At 63.6% G+C, this 17,154-nt stretch carries 5 protein-coding genes; all 5 read right to left on the bottom strand.

What is annotated here, in order from left to right:
* Positions 1–3 precede the first annotated feature (3 nt).
* From EIY72_RS17295 to EIY72_RS17315, 5 genes are read right to left on the bottom strand one after another with little or no spacing between them, the layout of a single operon-like run.
* Entirely contained in the window at positions 4–2,100 is a 2,097-nt protein-coding gene (locus tag EIY72_RS17295; protein WP_093220792.1) for a site-2 protease family protein, read from the bottom strand.
* Positions 2,100–3,446: an efflux RND transporter periplasmic adaptor subunit gene (locus EIY72_RS17300; protein ID WP_197678835.1), complete on the bottom strand. Its 1,347-nt coding sequence runs from the start codon at positions 3,444–3,446 to the stop codon at positions 2,100–2,102. Before EIY72_RS17300 ends, EIY72_RS17295 begins: the two co-directional genes overlap by 1 nt.
* On the bottom strand, positions 3,443–4,216 hold the full coding sequence (locus EIY72_RS17305) for an efflux RND transporter periplasmic adaptor subunit (protein ID WP_093220801.1): 774 nt from the start codon (positions 4,214–4,216) through the stop codon (positions 3,443–3,445). Before EIY72_RS17305 ends, EIY72_RS17300 begins: the two co-directional genes overlap by 4 nt.
* Entirely contained in the window at positions 4,197–5,732 is a 1,536-nt protein-coding gene (locus EIY72_RS17310) for a TolC family protein (protein ID WP_093220813.1), read from the bottom strand. Before EIY72_RS17310 ends, EIY72_RS17305 begins: the two co-directional genes overlap by 20 nt.
* A gap of 46 nt (positions 5,733–5,778) precedes the next feature.
* Positions 5,779–17,115, bottom strand: coding sequence for a VCBS domain-containing protein (locus tag EIY72_RS17315; protein WP_093220817.1), 11,337 nt, complete (start codon positions 17,113–17,115; stop codon positions 5,779–5,781).
* Positions 17,116–17,154 lie beyond the last annotated feature (39 nt).

Here is a 17,154-nt window from a genome sequence, read left to right on the forward strand (position 1 = left end):
CCCTCAGAACCCGCTCTCACGCATGAACACCGCCATCAGATGCGTTGCGCCATCGGCCAGCAGGCTGCGCCGCTCACCTTCGATTTTCAGGTGCCCGCGGGTTTCGCGCAGGCTCGGCAGTGGTTCGTCCAACTGAATCAGCACCTGAAACAACGCCGAACTTGGGATCAACGCATGTTCGGCGGAGGTGGTCGGCACTGGACCACCAAAGTGGGAAGAAAGCATGCGGTGCGACAGCTGGCTGGCGCGGGTGCTGCCGATTTGCAGGACCCGCCCGTCAAGCGGCGTGGTTTGACCGTCCGGGTAGAAACGCACGTGATCACCGATCGCCATGCGATGCACCTGATCCTGGGCAACATAGGCATCCACCTGCCAGCTGCGCGGGTCGACGAGCATGCCCATGGCTTCCTGACGACCGACCCATTGCCCCGGTTTCCAGTCCGGATTGACGTCCAGCCAGATCCCGGCAAAGGGCGTCTGCAGGTTGAGCCGGGCGATTTCCGAGCGTGCGGCGCGGGCTTCTTCGAACTGCACGTTGAGGCGCTGGCGGGTGACGGCATCTTCCTGCAAACCACCGGGGTCGGCCAGCAGGCCGGACAAGCGTGCTTCATAGCTGCGTGCGTTGGCTTCACTGCTTTTTACGCGCGAGGCGATGTCCGGCTCGTCGAGTACGATCAGGGTTTCCCCGGCCTTGACCGGACCGTTGGCGTGGATCGACTGCAAGCGTGCCGGGTAGGGCGCATAGACTCGCAGTTGATGTTCAGCGCGGGCTACGCCTACGGCGTCGATCTGGCTGCGCCAGGGAATCGCCAACCCCGCCACGATCAGGGCCAGCACGCCATAGAACAGTATCTTGCGCGCACGCGGCACGCCCGCACGGTGTTGCCACCAGTGATTCAATTCGCGCACCACCGGCATGGCGATAAACCAGGACAGTTCAACCATGAACAGAATGATCCCGAGCAATTTGAAGAAGAACAGATAGACCGCCAGGGCGATCCCTAAAAACAGCACCAGCCGATACATCCAGGTGACGATGGCAAAGGTCACCAGCATGCGCCGCTGTCCGGTCGGAAATGACTCCGGCCAGGGTTCCTGCAAGCCCAGCAGGTTGCGCCGCAGGGTCACTCGGGCCAAGGCCGAGGCACGCTCGTGCAGATTGGGGAAGTCCAGCAGGTCAGAGAGGATGAAGTAGCCGTCGAAGCGCATGAACGGACTGGCATTGAGCGCCAGTGACAGCAGCCAACTGGTGGTCGCCAGATAGAGCAGGGCGTTACGCAGCGCACCCGGGTCGCACAAGGCCCAGCCCAGGGTGGAGAGTCCGGCCAGGGACAACTCGGTGATGATCCCGGCCGAAGCGATGGCCAGGCGTTGCCGTGAGCGGCTGAGTTTCCAGCTCTCGCCGGTGTCGGTGTAGAGCATCGGCCACAGCACCACGAAGGCAATGCCCATGTGCCCGACCCGCAGACCCAGACGTGTCGCCACCAGCGCGTGTCCTAGTTCGTGCAGGGTCTTGGCGACGATCAGTGCCAGGGCGAAACTGAATAGGCCTTCGGTGGAAAACGACTCGACCACGGCGTGGGTGAACACATCCCACTGTTGCAGCACAAGGATCACCCCGAGCAGGCTCAGGGCGAATACCAGCAGACCTGTCAGAGGGTGGAGCAGCCAGGCGAGTGCCCGAGCCAGATGCTGCAGATGGTGCTGAGGGTGCAACAGCGGAATGCGAAAGAACAGGTAATGGTGCAGCCACCAGCGCCAGCTCAGCCAGCTGCCTTCCTCACCCTTGGCCTTGAGTCTTTCCAGCGCCGCCGGCCCTGCACGCAGCAGTTGATGGTGTTCGAGGAACTGGCGGAAATCGAGAATCTGTTCGACCTCCGGCTTCAGTGCGGTGCCTTCGCCAATCTGCTCGCTGATCTGTCGTGGCGATTGCCCCCAGCGCAGCAGGCATTCGAACTCCAGCCAGCCGATGCGGTAGAAGCGGTTGACCACCGTGTCCTGGATCACCCAGGCCGGTTCGCCGTTGCTGCCGTGGGCCGCTTCGCTCAGGCGCAGGTCCTCGCGTAGCGGCGGCAGGGGAATATCAGCCGGGTCGAGCATCACCAGCCACTCCACGCCCGCAGCGTCGCCAATGGCCGGCGCAGCAAGTAGTAACCGAGCATCACTCGGCCGCCATAGAGCTTGGCCGTACCGTGCAGGCCCAGTCGCGCATGTTCCGGCGTACCGTCGATGCTGGCGAGCAAGCGATAGGCGACCACGCCTTCATCGCTGGCACGGGCCTGATAACTGGTTTCGAGGATCTTGCCCTTGAGCGGCGTCAGCGGATACGCGGTGAGGAACAGCGTGACTTCGGCGCCCGGCTCCAGGGCAATGGCATCGGCCACGGCCAACTGGATCTGCATTGCCGGTTGCGTCGGATCGGCCACTTGCATGATGCGCTCGCCGGTGACTACCGGTTTGCCCAGCCAGTCGTTGGGGTCGCTGAACACTGCCACGCCACCCCGGGGCGACAGCACCTGGGTGCGTTTGAGCTGCGCCTGCACTGCCGCCAACTCGGCCCGGCGTTGCTGGGCACGGCCTTCGAGCAAGGTCAGTTCGCTTTTGCTCTGCGGATTGTCGAAGGCGCGCTGGCTGGCAGCCAGCAACTCTGCGTCGGCCACTGCGACTTCCTTGCCGAGCACCTCGGCGCGGCTGCGCAGGGTGGTTTCGTCGAGGGAAAACAGTGGTGTCCCGGCCTCGACCGGTTGATTGGGCCGTACCAGTATCCGTTCGATCACGCCGTCGATGGGCGAACTGATGATCTGCGCCTGTCGCGACACGATTTCCGTGGGCGCCAGTGCCGTTTGCCGCACTGGCAACAACAGCAAGGCACCGACCACAAGCAAACCCAACAGCATTTGCTTGCGGTTGGGGCGCCAGCGGCTGAGGCGCCGCTGCCGGGTCAATGCCGCCCAGCAGTAACTCCAGGTGTTGACCAGCCCCTTGAGGTGTTGCCACAAAATCGCCGGCGGTTCCTGCTCCAGCAACAGAATCAGCAAACCCAGACGATGACCGTCGCGGTGTTGCACCGGCACGCACCACAGCCCTGACGGCCACCATTCACCCCAACCTTCGGCGATGTCTGCCGGTGGCGTAGTGCTGTCCTGGGTCAGCCAAACCGGCTCACCTTCTGGCACTTGCGTGTTCACCCAGCGACTGGCGCGGCGCAGCCACACCAGATACGGTGAGTCTTCACTGGGCCGGGAAAGGCCGGACACGTTGAGCAATTCCAGCGACGAATCATGCTGGGCAAACACCAGCGCCTGATGAAACGGCAGCAGCGGGTACAGGTCATTGGCCATGCTGAACGCCAGTGCATTCAGGGTATCGGCGGCCAGCGCCTTGTCCCGCAGGGCATCGAGTTCGAGCAGCAGGTGAGGGTGGGGCAACGGCTCGTTCATTGTCATGGCTGGACGTCTTGATTGAAGCGCGCGGTGCCGCTCATGCCGGCGATCAGGTCCGGGTATTTCTCGTCGAGCCTGGCTTCGAGTTCGACCGTCTGGGCCACGGCATCGACCCGCGAGTTGATGGCGCTGACGTGGGCCGGATAGGTTTTACCGGTCTCGTGAATGCTCACTTGCAATGGCAGGCCGGGCTTCAGGGTTTTCAGCAAGTTGGAGGGTACGTTCAGGCGCACCTTCAGGTTGCCGTCGCTGACCAGATCGAACAGTGGCGTGCCGGCCGTGACGGTCTGGTACGGTTTGACGTATACCTTGGCGATACGCCCGGAAAACGGCGCCAGCACCTGGCAGTAACCGCTCTGGGCCACACCCATGGCCCGTGCACCGTCGGCTTTCTGCACCTCGGTGGCGGCCACTGACACCTCGATATCGCCCACTGCATTGAGCTGTCGCAGCTGCTTTTTCGCTTCCAGATTCTGTTTCGCCATGGCCAGTTCGGCGGCGGCCACCTTGCTCCGCGCATCGGCTTCGTTGCAGTTGAACCGGGCCAGCACCTCGGACTTGGCGACGTGTTCACCGAAACCGGTTTTCATTTCACCGAGGGTCCCGGCCATCTGGCTCGACAGGGTGGTTTCCAGCTCGGCGGCCAGCAACACGCGAATGGCGCTGGCACTATCCAGGGTTGAGGCCGACGGGGTGTCATCGGCGTTGACGGGCAGGATCAGACAGGCCAACAACAGGGCCCCGAAACGGGACTCAAGGGCGGTTTTGCGCATTCGGCGTTCCTTGCTGAGTGATGAGCAGACGTTGCTGTTCTTGTTCGTTCAAAGTGCGCTGGATTTCCCGGGCGAGGGTCTTGATGTCGTGTTTTTCGATCTCTTCGGGCAGCACGTCCAGCCCCACCGAGTTGTACAAACGGCCCCAGGCAGCCTGGGCACTGGAGAACGCCGCTTCACGTTGATAGCGCGACAGCAGGTAACGGCCTTCGGAACGAATCACCTCAAGCTCGGAACCCAGGGCGCCGGTTTTTGCCGCCTGGGCGTAGTCGAGCAGGCTGCGATCGACCCGCAGGCTGTCTTCGGTGAACTCCACCTCCTGACGGGCCAACTGGTAACGCAAGGTACCGACCCGCACCTGGGTGAGGATCGCCATCGACAGCGCGACACGACGCATGTCATCGGTTTCGCCCTGGGATTTTTCCGCGGCGTTGAGTGCCGGCAGTTGCAGCAGGCGCAGCAGGTTCATCGAAACTTGCAGGCCGGTGCCCATCCAGTCGTTGTTGTAGAGGTATTTGTTGGAATCGTACTTCCAGCCAAAATCGACGCTGACGTTAGGCCACAGCTGCGCCTTGGCGATTTCCAGATCCTTTTGGTTGACCCGCTTGCGGTACCACTCTTCCATGATTTCCGGGCGGTGCTCCAGGGACAGCTGTTCAAGCTGCGCCATGCTTTGGCGCACCTCGGGCAGCGGTGGATCGGGCATGTCGGCCAGGACCATTTTCGCCCCTGGCGGCAATGACATCAGTGCGGCGAGTTCGGCTTGGGCGAATTCCAGGTCCTGGCGGCGCACGGTCAGCAGGTAGATCGAATCGAGCAGGGCGCGCTGGTAGGCGAGGATTTCCTGGCGCGGCAGCAGTCCTCGTTGCTCGGCTTGCTGGGCGGAGGCTAGCGCGGAGTGAGTGCGCATCAGCAGCTTGTCCACCTCCGGCATCAGGCGCTGGGCACCGAGGGCGCGCCAGTAGGCATTGCGCACATCCTGCAGGACGTTTTGCGCGACTTTGCGCCGACGCTCTTCGGCCATCAGGATCTGATCGGATTTCTGCTGCGTGCGGTAGTAGGCCACGCCGAAGTCCAGCAGGCTCCAGCTCAGGCCCAGGCCATAGAGTTCGCGATAACGCTCTTCGGAGGTCGATGGACGCAAGCTGATCTGGCGGTCTTCGATGCCGATGGAGGTGCCGCCGGAATCATTGTTGCGCCCGGCGTAACCGGCCGACGCCACCAGTCGCGGGAGCATCTCGTGACTGGACACATCGCGCAGGTCCGAGGCCAGTGCGCTCTCCATGAGCTTGAGGCGATAGTCGAGGTTGTACTTCAACGCCCGGGCGGCGGCTTCGTAGAAGGTAATGGGTGCAGTCACCGGTTCCTGGGCGGAATACATCCGGGACTGGTCGGCGATGATCCGCTGACGGTTTTCTTCGTCGGTGGAGGGTTTAGGCTCCGTTGATGAACAGGCACTGAGCAACAACGCCGAGGCCAGGGCAGTACTGAGAAACCGGGTCGCGTTTTTCGGCATGTTCAATCCTTGGTTCAATTGCTTGTTTCGGTTCGGTTCAATCAATTCATTGGCCCCGGTTGTTCGCGTGCAAGCGTTTTGCAGCATGCTGCAACTGGGCACTGAAACCCCGCGCCGGTCGGGCCTGTTGCGGCTTCTCCGGAGCCGACGGGGCGTGGGTCATGTCGGCCGGATCAACGGCAAACAGTGATGGATCGCGTAACAGGCCATCGGCGGTCAGGTTGATGCGTCCATGCCGGCCAAGCAGCCACGCCAGCTCCGCATCGCTGTCCTCGCGGCTGTCGCGAACGGCCTGGGAGACGAATTGCCCTGGCACCAAACCCAGGCCATTGCCCAGCGAGTCAACGGTGAACTCGCCGTTCGAGCCCATGCGCAGGCTGCTGCCATCGGCATTCCAGGTCGACAGCTCCAGCACATCCGCGGCCCGTTCGACCACCGGGGTGACGAAGATCGCCGGCAACGGATCGGGCAGGCGCAGGTTGCCGGTCTGGGCGTTAGGGTCACGGCTGAAGAAGTCACCCTGGGGTGCGGGAATGAAGGGTGTCGCAATATCCAGATTGATCACCAGTTCGGCCTGATCGCTGGCCCCGGCCAGATCGTTGATGGTGTAGGTGAACACGTCCTGCAAGACCTGACCCAAACCGGCGGCCGCCAGCACTTGCGGATTGTTCTGGTCGATGGTGTAGGTGTAGCTGCCATCGGCGTTAAGCACCAGCGTGCCGTACAGCCCGATGATGGGTTGACCGATCACGCCTGCGGTGCCGGTGCCGTTCTCGGCGCCGGTACGCACGGCGACCACCTGCAGGTGTTCGTTGCCATCGACATCACCGTCGTTAGGCAACACGTTGCCGGTGGCTTGTGGTGCAGGCGTCTGGTCAGTGGCGGTCACACTGTCGTTACGGGCGACCGGGGCATCGTTGGCGCCCTGGATGACCACGGTCAGGCGTGCATCCGCCGTGGCGCCGGCGGTATCGGCCATGCGGTAGGTGAAGGTCTCGCTGAGGGTCTCGCCGGCCGTGCGCAAGGCCTGGACGGTGGGATTGTTGTTGTCGATGACATAGGTGTAGCTGCCGTCGGCATTCAGGGTCAGTTGCCCGTAGCGGCCGACCAGCACCTGACCGGCATTGGCGGCTTGGCCGTTTTCGCCGGTCACGCTCAGCACCTGTTTGGTTTCGCCGTTGGCCACGCTGTCGACGTCGGTATCGTTGGTCAGTACGTTGCCGCTGGCATCGCGGCCCGGTGTGCCGTTGGCCACGCCCCCGGCCTCGACGGCGGTGGAGGTGTCGTCCTGGGCGACTGGCGTGTCGTTCTGGCCGTCCACTGTGATGCGCAGTTCGGCGCTGTTACTGGCGCCGAAGATGTCGCTCACGGTGTAGGTGAACACTTCGCTGAGGGTCTGGCCGCTCAGGCGCAGGGCCTGCACCACGGCCAGGCTGTTGTCGACGGTGTAGGTGTAACTGCCGTCGGCGTTGATCACCAGGTCACCGTACAGACCGCGCAATGTGCTGCCTGGCACGCCGGTGTTGCCGCTGCCGGCCAGGTTGCCGGTACGGATCGCCGAAACGTGCAGGGGGTCGCTTTCCACGTCCGTGTCATTGGTAATGACGTTGCCGGACGGGTTGATGCCCGCCTGCGAGTTATTGATGCCACCGGCCTCGACGGCGGTCGCGGTATCAGTATTGGCCACCGGTGCCGAGTTGCGCCCGCGGATGATGATGTGGATTTCCGCCAGGTCATTTTGTGCACCACGGTCAGTGACCTGGTAGGTGAAGTGCTCATCGAGGAATTGCAGCGGACCCAATGCCGCGACTGTCGGGTTGCTGGAATCGACGTTGTAGGTGAAGTTGCCGTCGGCGCCGATGATCAACTGCCCGTACAGGCCATTGATGATGGTGCCGTTGGTGTTGTTGGTCCCCGGATTGACCGCGCTCAGGGTGCCGCCGGCGGCTTCGGTGCCGAAGCGGATACCGGTGACCTGCAGGGTATCGCCCTGGTCGACGTCGGTGTCATTGGTCAAGACGTTGCGGGTCGGGTTGACCGCATCACCGTTGCCGCTGTCGGCGACGGCCACGGCGGTATCGTTGGCCGCCACCGGCGCATCCCAGGCGCCGGCGATGAGGATGTTGAGCTGTGCGACGTCGGTCGCACCGACGGTATCGCGCATCCGGTAGGTGAAGGTCTCCACCAGCGAGTCGCCGACCTTGAGGGCCTGGACTGCGGCCAGGGCATTGTTGACCACGTAGCTGTAGCTGCCGTCGGCATTGATGGTCAGGGTGCCGTAGAGGCCGGCGAAGCTGCGACTGGTGCCCACGGTGGTGAAGGTGCCACCGGCGGCTTCGGTGCCGCTGCGAATGTCGGTGACGGTCTTGGTGTCGCTGGCATCGACGTCGGTATCGTTGGTCAGCACGTTGCCTGACGGATTGACGCCGGGAAGGTTATTGAAAGTGCCGCCGGCTTCGACGGCCACTGTGCTGTCGTCGGTCGCCAGCGGGTTGTCGTTGGCGCCGCGTATGGTGATGGTCAGCGTAGCGCTGCTGGTAGCACCGAACAGGTCGCGGACCTGATAGGTGAAGGTCTCGGTCAGTGTGTCGACCAGGGTGCGCAGGGCCTGCACTTGCGCGTTGTTGTTGTCGACCACGTAGATGTAGCTGCCGTCGGCATTGAGGGTCAGCGTACCAAAGGCGCCGGCCAGGCCCGTGCCAAGCGTACCCACCGTTGCACCATGGTTGACGCCGCTGACACTGATGGTCTCGCCATTGCCGTCGACATCGGTGTCGTTGCTCAGCACGTTGCCGCTGGGGTTTTGCCCCGGTGTGCCGTTGTTCAGGCCACCGGCCTCGATGGCGGTGGCGTTGTCGTTCTGCGCAACCGGGGTGTCGTCGCGGCCCTGGATGGTGATGGTCAGTGTCGCCTTGTCCGTGGCGGCGCTGGCATCGATCACGGTGTAAGTGAACAAGTCGGTCAGGGTGTCGCCGGGGCGCAGGGCCTGTACGGCAGCCATGCTGTTGTCGAGGCGATAGCTGTAGCTGCCGTCGGCATTGAGGGTCAGCCAGCCATAGGTGCCGCGCAGTTCGCTGCCCAGCGTGCCGTTGGTGGCGGGGCCGGTGTCGGTTTCGGCACCGGTCCGCACCGCCGACACGGCGCGGGTTTCGCCGTAGTTATGGTCGGGCAGGTCGGCGGGCACTTCACCGCCGTCTACATCGCTGTCGTTGTCCAGCACGTTGCCGATGGGGTCGACACCGGGTTGATTGTTGTTCGAGCCACCGGCCTCGATGGCGGTGGAGGTATCATCGACGGCGACCGGGTTGTCGTTCTGCCCGCGAATCAACACGATGATTTCCGCACTGTCGGTTTCCGGCGTCGGGTTGACGCCATCGCTGATGGTGTAGGTGAAGCGCTCCAGCAGCAGGTTGGCGTTGGTGCGCAGAGCCTGCACGTCCGCGTTGTTGTTATCGACGGCGTAGCTGTAGCTGCCGTCCGGGAAAATCGTCAGGGTGCCATACAGGCCAGTGATCACCGTGCCGCCGGCCACCACCGGCACTTGCGTGCCGCCATCCGCCAGGGCGCCGGGCCGGATCAGTGTCACCGTCAGAGGATCGCCGTCCGGGTCAAAAGCCGTGGCCGTGACATCGCCAGTGGGGTCGACACCCGGTGAGGTGTTGTTGATGCCGCCTTTTTCGGTGGCGACAGCGATGACGTTCTGCGCCACGGGTGGATCGTTGACGCCATGCACAGTGATCACCAGTTGCGCGGTGTCGGTCAGGCCCTTGGTGTCCACCACCCGGTAAGTGAAGAACTCGGTGACGGTTTGCCCCGGGGCCAGTGCCTGCACCGTGGCATTGGTGCTGTCGACGTCATAGAAGAACGAACCGTCGGCGCCGATGCGCAGGGTGCCGTACAGGCCGACCACCACCGTGCCATTGGCTGAGGTGGTGCCGGTGGTTACGCCGCTCAACACATCGGTGGCCGGGTTGTAGGTGGCTTCGCTTTTATTGATCACGCCATTGACCAGCAACACACTGCTGGGCTGGTCCGCCGTGTCGACGTCGGTGTCGATGCCATTGCCGCCTGGCTGGGTGATGGTGCCCGGCCGGCTGGGGAACTGAATGACGTTGCCGCTCGGGTTGCTTTCGGCGGCATCGCCGTTGGTCGATGCCGCTTGCGCCGAAGCCGCGTCATCGCTGGCCACCGGGTTGTCGTTGGCGCCCTGGATGACGATGCGCAATTGCCCGACGTCATTGAGCCCAGCGGCATCGTTGACCCGATAACTGAAGAACTCGATCAACTGGTCTCCCGCGCTCAGGCCCTGCACGGTGGCGTTGTTGTTGTCGATCACGTAGGTATAACTGCCGTTCGGATTGATGGTCAGCGTGCCGTACAGGCCGACCACATTGGTTGGACCGGTCACTGGGGTGATCGGGCCGGTGCCAGCTTCCGGCACGGGGCGCACGGCGTTGACGGTTTTGGTTTCGCCATTGGCCACGCTGTCGACGTCGGTGTCGTTGTCCAGCACGTTGCCGGTTGCGTTGGTGCCCGGTGTGCCGTTGAGCACACCGCCGGCCTCGATGGCGACGCCATCATCATTCACGGCAACCGGCGTGTCGTTGGCACCCTGGATGGTCACCGTCAGGGTCGCCGTGGCGGTCAAACCGCCCAGGTCGCTGACTACATAGTCGAAACGATCGACCAGGGTCTGGCCCGCCAGGCGCAGGGCCTGCACCGTCGGATTATTGTTGTCGACCACGTATTGATAGGCACCGTTGCTGCCGATGATCAGTTGGCCGTATTGGCCGTTGATCGCCGTGACGACGGCGATCTGTACCTGGGTGCCACCGCTGGTCCCGGCGGAAAGCACATGCAGTTGGTCGGCGTTGGTGGCGATGTCGACGTCGCTGTCGTTGGTCAGCACGTTGCCGGTAGGGTCGGTGCCGACCACATTGTTGTTGGTGCCGCCGGCTTCAACGGCCGTGGCGTTGTCATTGACCGCCACCGGTGCGTCGTTGACCGGGGCGAGGACGATTTGCAGGGTGTCGGTGTCGGTCAGGGCATCGGCCGGTGTACCGGGCAAACCATCGCCGTTCGCGTCACCGTAATTGCCCTGGTCGTTACTGATCACCGTCAGGGTGTCGGTGCCGTTGAAGTTGGCGTTGCCCAGGTAGCGCAGGCTGGCCAGCGCGGTGTTGAGGTCGGCGAGCGTGCCGGTCAGGGTCAGGGTGGCGGTGTTGGCACCGTTGACGGTGACACCGGGAACCGTGGTACCGAGGAACAGCGTGCCGTGCAGCACTTGCAGGGTCACGCTCATGTTGCGGTCGTTGACGTTCGGGTCGCGGTCGACATCGACGTCGGCGACGGTGATGGCGCCGATGTTCAACACCACGTCCTCGAGACCTTGCTGGGTCCCGGGCAGGCTGTTGACCGGGGCGTCGTTCTGCTCGACATAACCGGCATTGGCGTTTTGCGTGTCGGCATCGCCCAGGCTGATGGTGATCTGGCCGAGGGTGCCGGCATCGCTGTCGACCCGCACCCGCAGGTCGCCCAGAGGTTGTGGGTAGCTGATCAGCCCAGCCGGTACGTCGATGCGGAACACGCCTATTGGCAGCACGCCGAAGTGGTACTGGCCATTGGCGTCGGTGACCGTGGTGAATTGCAGGTTGTCGGCGGTGGTCGTCAGATCGCCATCGGCACCGGCCCAGGTCAGGGTCACGGTTTGTCCGGCAAGGCCGGCGCCGTCGGGGGTGGCGCTGGCGGTCGGGGTCGCGGTGTCGTTCCACAGGGTGCCGCTGATCACGCCCAGACCGGCGTTGTCACGGAGGATGTACTGGTTCGGGCCGACGGTGCTGCCGGTACGTTCGCCATCGATGGTGCCGTCGGTGCCGACGCTGTTGCCGCCCCAACTGGTGAAGTCTTCCGGCAGGCTGCTCCAGGTCAGGGTCGCGTTGCTGCTGGCGACAATGGTCGAGTTGGGCAGGGTGACCTGGTAGCGCACCTGGATCTGCGCGCCGACGTCCAGTTGGTCGAAGTTGACGCTCAGGCCGCCGGAGGTACTGAAAGTCACGCCCGCCGGGAGGTTGCCGGGTCCGAAGCTCTGGCCGTTGATGGTGACGCTGAGCAGCGTGTAGTTGCTGCCACCGGCGAAGCTGTCGCTGACTTGCGCATCGAAGGCCGGCAGGCCGCCGTTCTGGGTGAAACTCAGTTGCACCGTGGCGCTGCCGCTGGTGCCGGTCGGGTTGGGGTCAAAGGCGACGATCTGTTTGTCCAGGCCGCTGAAGCTCGGCTCCACCACTCTTTCGATAATGGTATTGCTCTGCGCACGGCCGTTGCCGTCGACGATCTCATGGGCGCTGGCACCCAGTTGTGCACCGGCAATGTTGCTCGCCTGGTTGGTGACGCGGACGTTGAATTCCAGGACCACACCTTCAAGGTCGGCGTCCGTGCCGCCGCCGTTGACCACGTTGCCCAGGTTGAAGGTGATTACCTGGCTGCCATCTGGGTTGGTGACGATGGTCAAGCGGCTGGGGTCGAAAACGCCGGTCGGGCCAAGGCCCAGCAGGTCCGGAGTGATCGGCAGCGCCTGCGGGCTGTTCTCGTTGCCGGTGATGTTCAGGGTGCCGCCGACGATCAGGTTGACGTCACTGGTCAGGCCGCCATCGGCAATGAAGCCGATGCGCAAGGCATTGACCAGGGCATCCGGCGAGATGAACTCGAGGCCGTTGGCCAGGGTGATCTGGATCTGGTAGTTGGGGTTGTTGCCTTCGGGAATCAGCACCACCACCCGGTAGCGAATCACTTCACCGATGGTCACCGTTTCCACGGGCGCCGTGGTCGGGTTCGGGGCAGGGGTGTCGGGCAGGCCGCCGACCCGGGAGATCTGGATGGCCTGGGCCACCGGCACGATCAAGGTTGAAGCGCTGCGGTAATCGTTGAGCGTGCCGCCGTTGAGCAAGCCATCGACGCCGGTGCGTTCGCCGCTTTGCGTGCCGTCGAGGCTGGTCCATTGCACCGTCGCCACGTTGGCGAAGTTCGATTGCGAGGCCGCCGTGGCGTTGACCACGCCACTGAGGTTGAGGACGATGCTGCCGCCCTTGGAAATATCGATATTGGCACCGCTGGCCGTGCGCAACTGGCCGCCGACGATTTCGAAATCCACGCCGCCATTGTTGGTCGCACCGTTCTGGTAGAACACGCCGGTCAGCGTGACGTTGTCCAGTTGCGTCGGCAGGTTGTCGAGGAAGCTGATGTCGAACGCGTTGAAATCGCTGCCGGCACTGCCGTTGGTGATGGTGATGGTGAAAGTCACCGTGTCGCCCTGGTCGTAGCCGCCAAGGCCCGAAGTCGAGGTGATCACTTGGGTCACTTGCAGGGTCGGTTCGCGCACGGTCACGGTGGGCAGGCCACCGGCGACGGCAACGGTGCGGTCGACCGCCACGGCGCCGTTGGGCGTGTCGCTGTCCGGATCGCTGAAGGTCAGTTGCGCATTGTTCTGCAGGGACACGTTGGCCTGGTTGGCGATGACGTTGTTGGCCACCAGTTGCAGGCGAATCACGAAGGTGTTGTTGCCGGTCTGGTTGTCGGCCGAGACGCTGGACACGGTGAAAGTCCAGCGTGCATCCACGCCGTCCGCGCCCAGGGTGCCGCCCTGGCCGGCAAAGGTGCCGATCACCACACTGCCGGCGAAGTCCGCACCGAGGGCGCCGCTGCCGGCACGGGTGGTGATGATCTGGTAGCCCAGGCCGCCATTGAAACTGGTGTCCAGGCGCATGCCGGGCGGGATCAGGTCGTCGATGCGCAGATTCTGCGTGGTGCCTTCCGGCAGGGTGACGACGATGTCGTAGCGCATGCTTTCGCCGATCACCAGGTCACTGCCGGTGGTGTGGCTGGCGCTGGAGTCGCCATTGTCCAGGGTGCCATCGGCAAACACCTTGTTGATCACCGGGGCCGCCACTTGTTCGCTGGCGATATCGGTCAGGTCGGTCGGGGTGAAGTCCGTACCGCCATTGACGCTGGCGTAATTGGTCAGGGTCGCGGTCGATTGCAGGGTGCGACTGGCCTCGATGGTGTTGCTGACAAGCACGTCATAGCTGATCACCACCACATTGGCGCCGCTGGTATCGGCTGCGGTGCCGCTACGCCCGGCCAGCAGTGTGGCCTGGCCGCCGGCATCGAGGAAGGTGATCTGGTTGCCGCTGACACTGTAATCGGTGCCAAGCACCAGCAGTGTGCCGTCGCCGCGGTAAATCTGCAGGTTCGCCGCCGCCAGGCTGCCACCGACAAAACTCAAACCGTTGGGCAGGGTGATGCTGGTGCTGACGTCGAACGCGCCGCCACCGCCAGTGTTTTCAATCGCCGTGACCAGACGCAGGCTGTCGCCGCCGTCGATGTTGACGATATTGCCGTCGACCGCCGCCAGGTCAGTGACACTGCCATTGAACGGCACGCCGGTGCTGCCCGGCGGGTTCCAGCTGCCGGTGGTGTTGCTGACGGTGCCGTTGGAGCCGGAGACCACGCCGTGCTTGATGTTCAGCACTGGCTCGGCGATGGACACGATGGGCACCACGTCCGAGGAAATCAGCGTGCGGTCGGTGAGGGTGGTTTGCTGGCTCGACTGCGCCAGCACGTCGAGGGCGCGCTGGTCGGCAAATGGCTGGTCGCCAACCCGAACGGTAAAGCGAATGACGATGCGACTGCCGGTGGTCGCAGAGGTGGCGAAACTGCCGAAGTCGAACACCACCGAGTTGCCGTCGGCGCTGGTCACGCTGAGCACGCCGCCGGCATTGGTGTTGCCTGGGCCTATTTGCCATTGCCCGACATCACTGCCCGAGCCCCAGGTCACCCCGGTCACGTTGAACAACGGCAAGGGCAGGTAGGCCGTCAGTTTGAAGTTTTCATAGTCACCGGTGACCAGGTCGTAACTGAGTTCGAACGTCACTTCATCGCCGGGGCGCAGCTCGCCATTGGCCGGTGGTGTGCCGTTGTTGACCTCGACCAGGCTGATGTCGACGTTGCTGGTCGGGATCACACTGGTGGTGGCCGAGCTGTCGGTTTCACTTTGCCCGGTCAGGTTGAAAATGTCCTGCAACAGGGTGCCGTCGACGGTGGCGGAGTTGCCCAGCTCATCGCCTTCGTTGATTTCCGGCTGCGGGTTGCCCGACGGCGGCTTGTACGACTGGCCGACAATCGCCGAATAGCTCAATACGGCAACCACTGCGCCTTCGAGGGTGTCGTCGAAGGCCAGGTCGCCGTTGAGCCAGCCACGGATGTTGGAAAACGCGTTGCGCAGCGACTGGGCGATGTCGAACACCATCGAAGTCGAGCCGTCGGCATTGTTGACCACAGTGGTGACCAGGGTGATGGTCTGGGTCACCCCGTTGAGGGTCACGGTCATGGTCGGCGTGCCGGTCAGGGTCTGGCCGTCGCTGAGTTGGTCACGAATGACCAGTTGGCCTTCGTTGAAGAAGTCCTTGCCGAAGGCGAAGTAGTCCGAGACGTTCAGCGTCAGGTTGTACTGCAAGGTGTCGCCCGGGGTTACCCCGGTATGGCCGATGTCGGTCTGGATGGTCGAGGTCTTGAGCAGGGTGATCGACTTGGCGATGAACTCCGTCGTGCCGCCGGTACCGCTGAAATCGATGGTGGTATTGGGCGCGGTGACGTCCCGGGGATCCAGTGGTACCCATTGCCCGGAGGCGCTTGGCGCACCGATGGTCACGGTCACGGCATCGCCCGTGACCGGGTTGATGATCGGTTGCCCGTTGGCATCGACTTCCGGCACGTAGAACGACACCACGGTGTCGGTTTTGGCAGTCAGGCTGTCGTACTGCACGGTAAAGGCGTTGATAAACACGTTATCGGCGGCGATCAACGCGGCAATGCGCACCGGGTCGGTCACCACCGTACCGTCGTGCAGGGTGATGGAGGTCAGGTGACCACCAGGGCCAGGGGTGATGGCGGTGACCTGGACGTTGTCCGGCAGCGGTTGGGTGACCACCACATTGGTCAGGGTCTGGCCCGGTGCCGGGGTGACGGACAGTGTCAGCGTGCGGCCATAGTTCGGCCCGGTGGCGGTTTCACCCTCGGGCGTGCTCAGGGTTTCATCGAAAGTGATGACCGTCGGGTGCACGACGAAGGTCGAGGCACCGACCTGGATCAGGCTCGGGTCGGTGGTCGGGTTATCAATGGCATCGTTGCCGAACTGGAAGCCGCCGGTGGCACTGATGGTCAGGTCCGGGCTGCCGTTGGAAAACGCCGTGTCGGCCAGGTTGCTCAGGCTGGCGGTGATTTGCACCCCGATTACCGGTTGCTGATTGGTGACGCTGGCAAACGGCAGCTCGATGACGATCAGCGAGTCGCCGGCCCGCAGGCCGTAAGTCGAGGCACTGATCACCCGGAAATTGCCACTGGCGTCCTTGGCCAACGGGTGGATGGCGTTGCCCGACGCGTCGAACGTGACCACGTGGGTCACCAGGTTCTGCCCCAGGTAACTGGCGGAGATGAAGCTCACGCCATCGTTGCCGTCCTTGCCGGTGGCCGGCATCGCCAGGTCGATGAAGGGCGCAAAGCCGGTCTGGGTCGAGGTGTTGCTGAAGTTCACGGTGAAGGTGAAGCTGTCACCCAGCAGCACGTCGCTGCCGGCAGTAGACACAGTCGCGGTAGGTGCGGCGTCGGCCAGCAGCCCGTCGAAGTGGGCCATGGCGACGCTGCTGATGGCGATGCTCTTGTCGATATCGCCGACCCTGGTTTCCAGGGTCCAGTCACCCCCGGCCTTGGTGCTGCCGGTGTCGTTGCTCGAGGCCCCGACGTCGGCGCCAGTCCAGCGCGCCAGTTCGGTGACCAGTGCCTTGCCGGCAACACCGGCACCGACATCGCAGCCATACAGCTGAATATCGGCGCCCTGGGTCAGGTTGTTGCGCCATTGTTCGAGGGTCTGCGACAACTGGTCGACATTGTCGGAAGTGATCGTGCGGTTACCCAGGGTGAACTGCCCGGCGGCACCGTGGGACATGACCTGGATCGAATCGACCTTGCCCAGTTGCGCCAGCGCGGCGGAAATCGCCGCCAGGCCGTCTTCACCGGCATTGACCACGATGGCCGTGACATTGGCAGGCAATTGCGCGAGCAGTTGGTCGCGATTTTCGATCCGGCTGTCGATAACCAGCAAGCTGCGCGCCGCCGAGGGAGCCTGCTCGGTGGCGGCATGGCCTTCGGTTGGCGTGGTGGCATGGGGGTTGGGGGCATCAACCGCCGCCGGTGTTGCCGTCGGGTCGGTGTGATGCTGGTCGACGGCCGCCGAGGCCGCCGCGCCGTCAAACAGAATCCGTGGTTCCAACGCCAGCGCCTGACGCTGCGGACGCAAATGGGAGCCAAAAGAAGAACGCCCTGACCCTTGCATAGTGAGGCCCTCTACTACGTTATTAAACCAATCCGTTGA

The sequence above is a fragment of the Pseudomonas vancouverensis genome (assembly GCF_004348895.1).
GTDB lineage: Bacteria > Pseudomonadota > Gammaproteobacteria > Pseudomonadales > Pseudomonadaceae > Aquipseudomonas > Aquipseudomonas vancouverensis.

What these genes read in the sequence shown, in the direction of transcription:
- EIY72_RS17300 (WP_197678835.1), bottom strand. Translation starts at nt 3,446, where the DNA reads ATGACAATGAACGAGCCGTTGCCCCACCCTCACCTGCTGCTCGAACTC.
- EIY72_RS17310 (WP_093220813.1), bottom strand. Translation starts at nt 5,732, where the DNA reads ATGCCGAAAAACGCGACCCGGTTTCTCAGTACTGCCCTGGCCTCGGCG.
- EIY72_RS17305 (WP_093220801.1), bottom strand. Translation starts at nt 4,216, where the DNA reads ATGCGCAAAACCGCCCTTGAGTCCCGTTTCGGGGCCCTGTTGTTGGCC.
- EIY72_RS17295 (WP_093220792.1), bottom strand. Translation starts at nt 2,100, where the DNA reads ATGCTCGACCCGGCTGATATTCCCCTGCCGCCGCTACGCGAGGACCTG.
- EIY72_RS17315 (WP_093220817.1), bottom strand. Translation starts at nt 17,115, where the DNA reads ATGCAAGGGTCAGGGCGTTCTTCTTTTGGCTCCCATTTGCGTCCGCAG.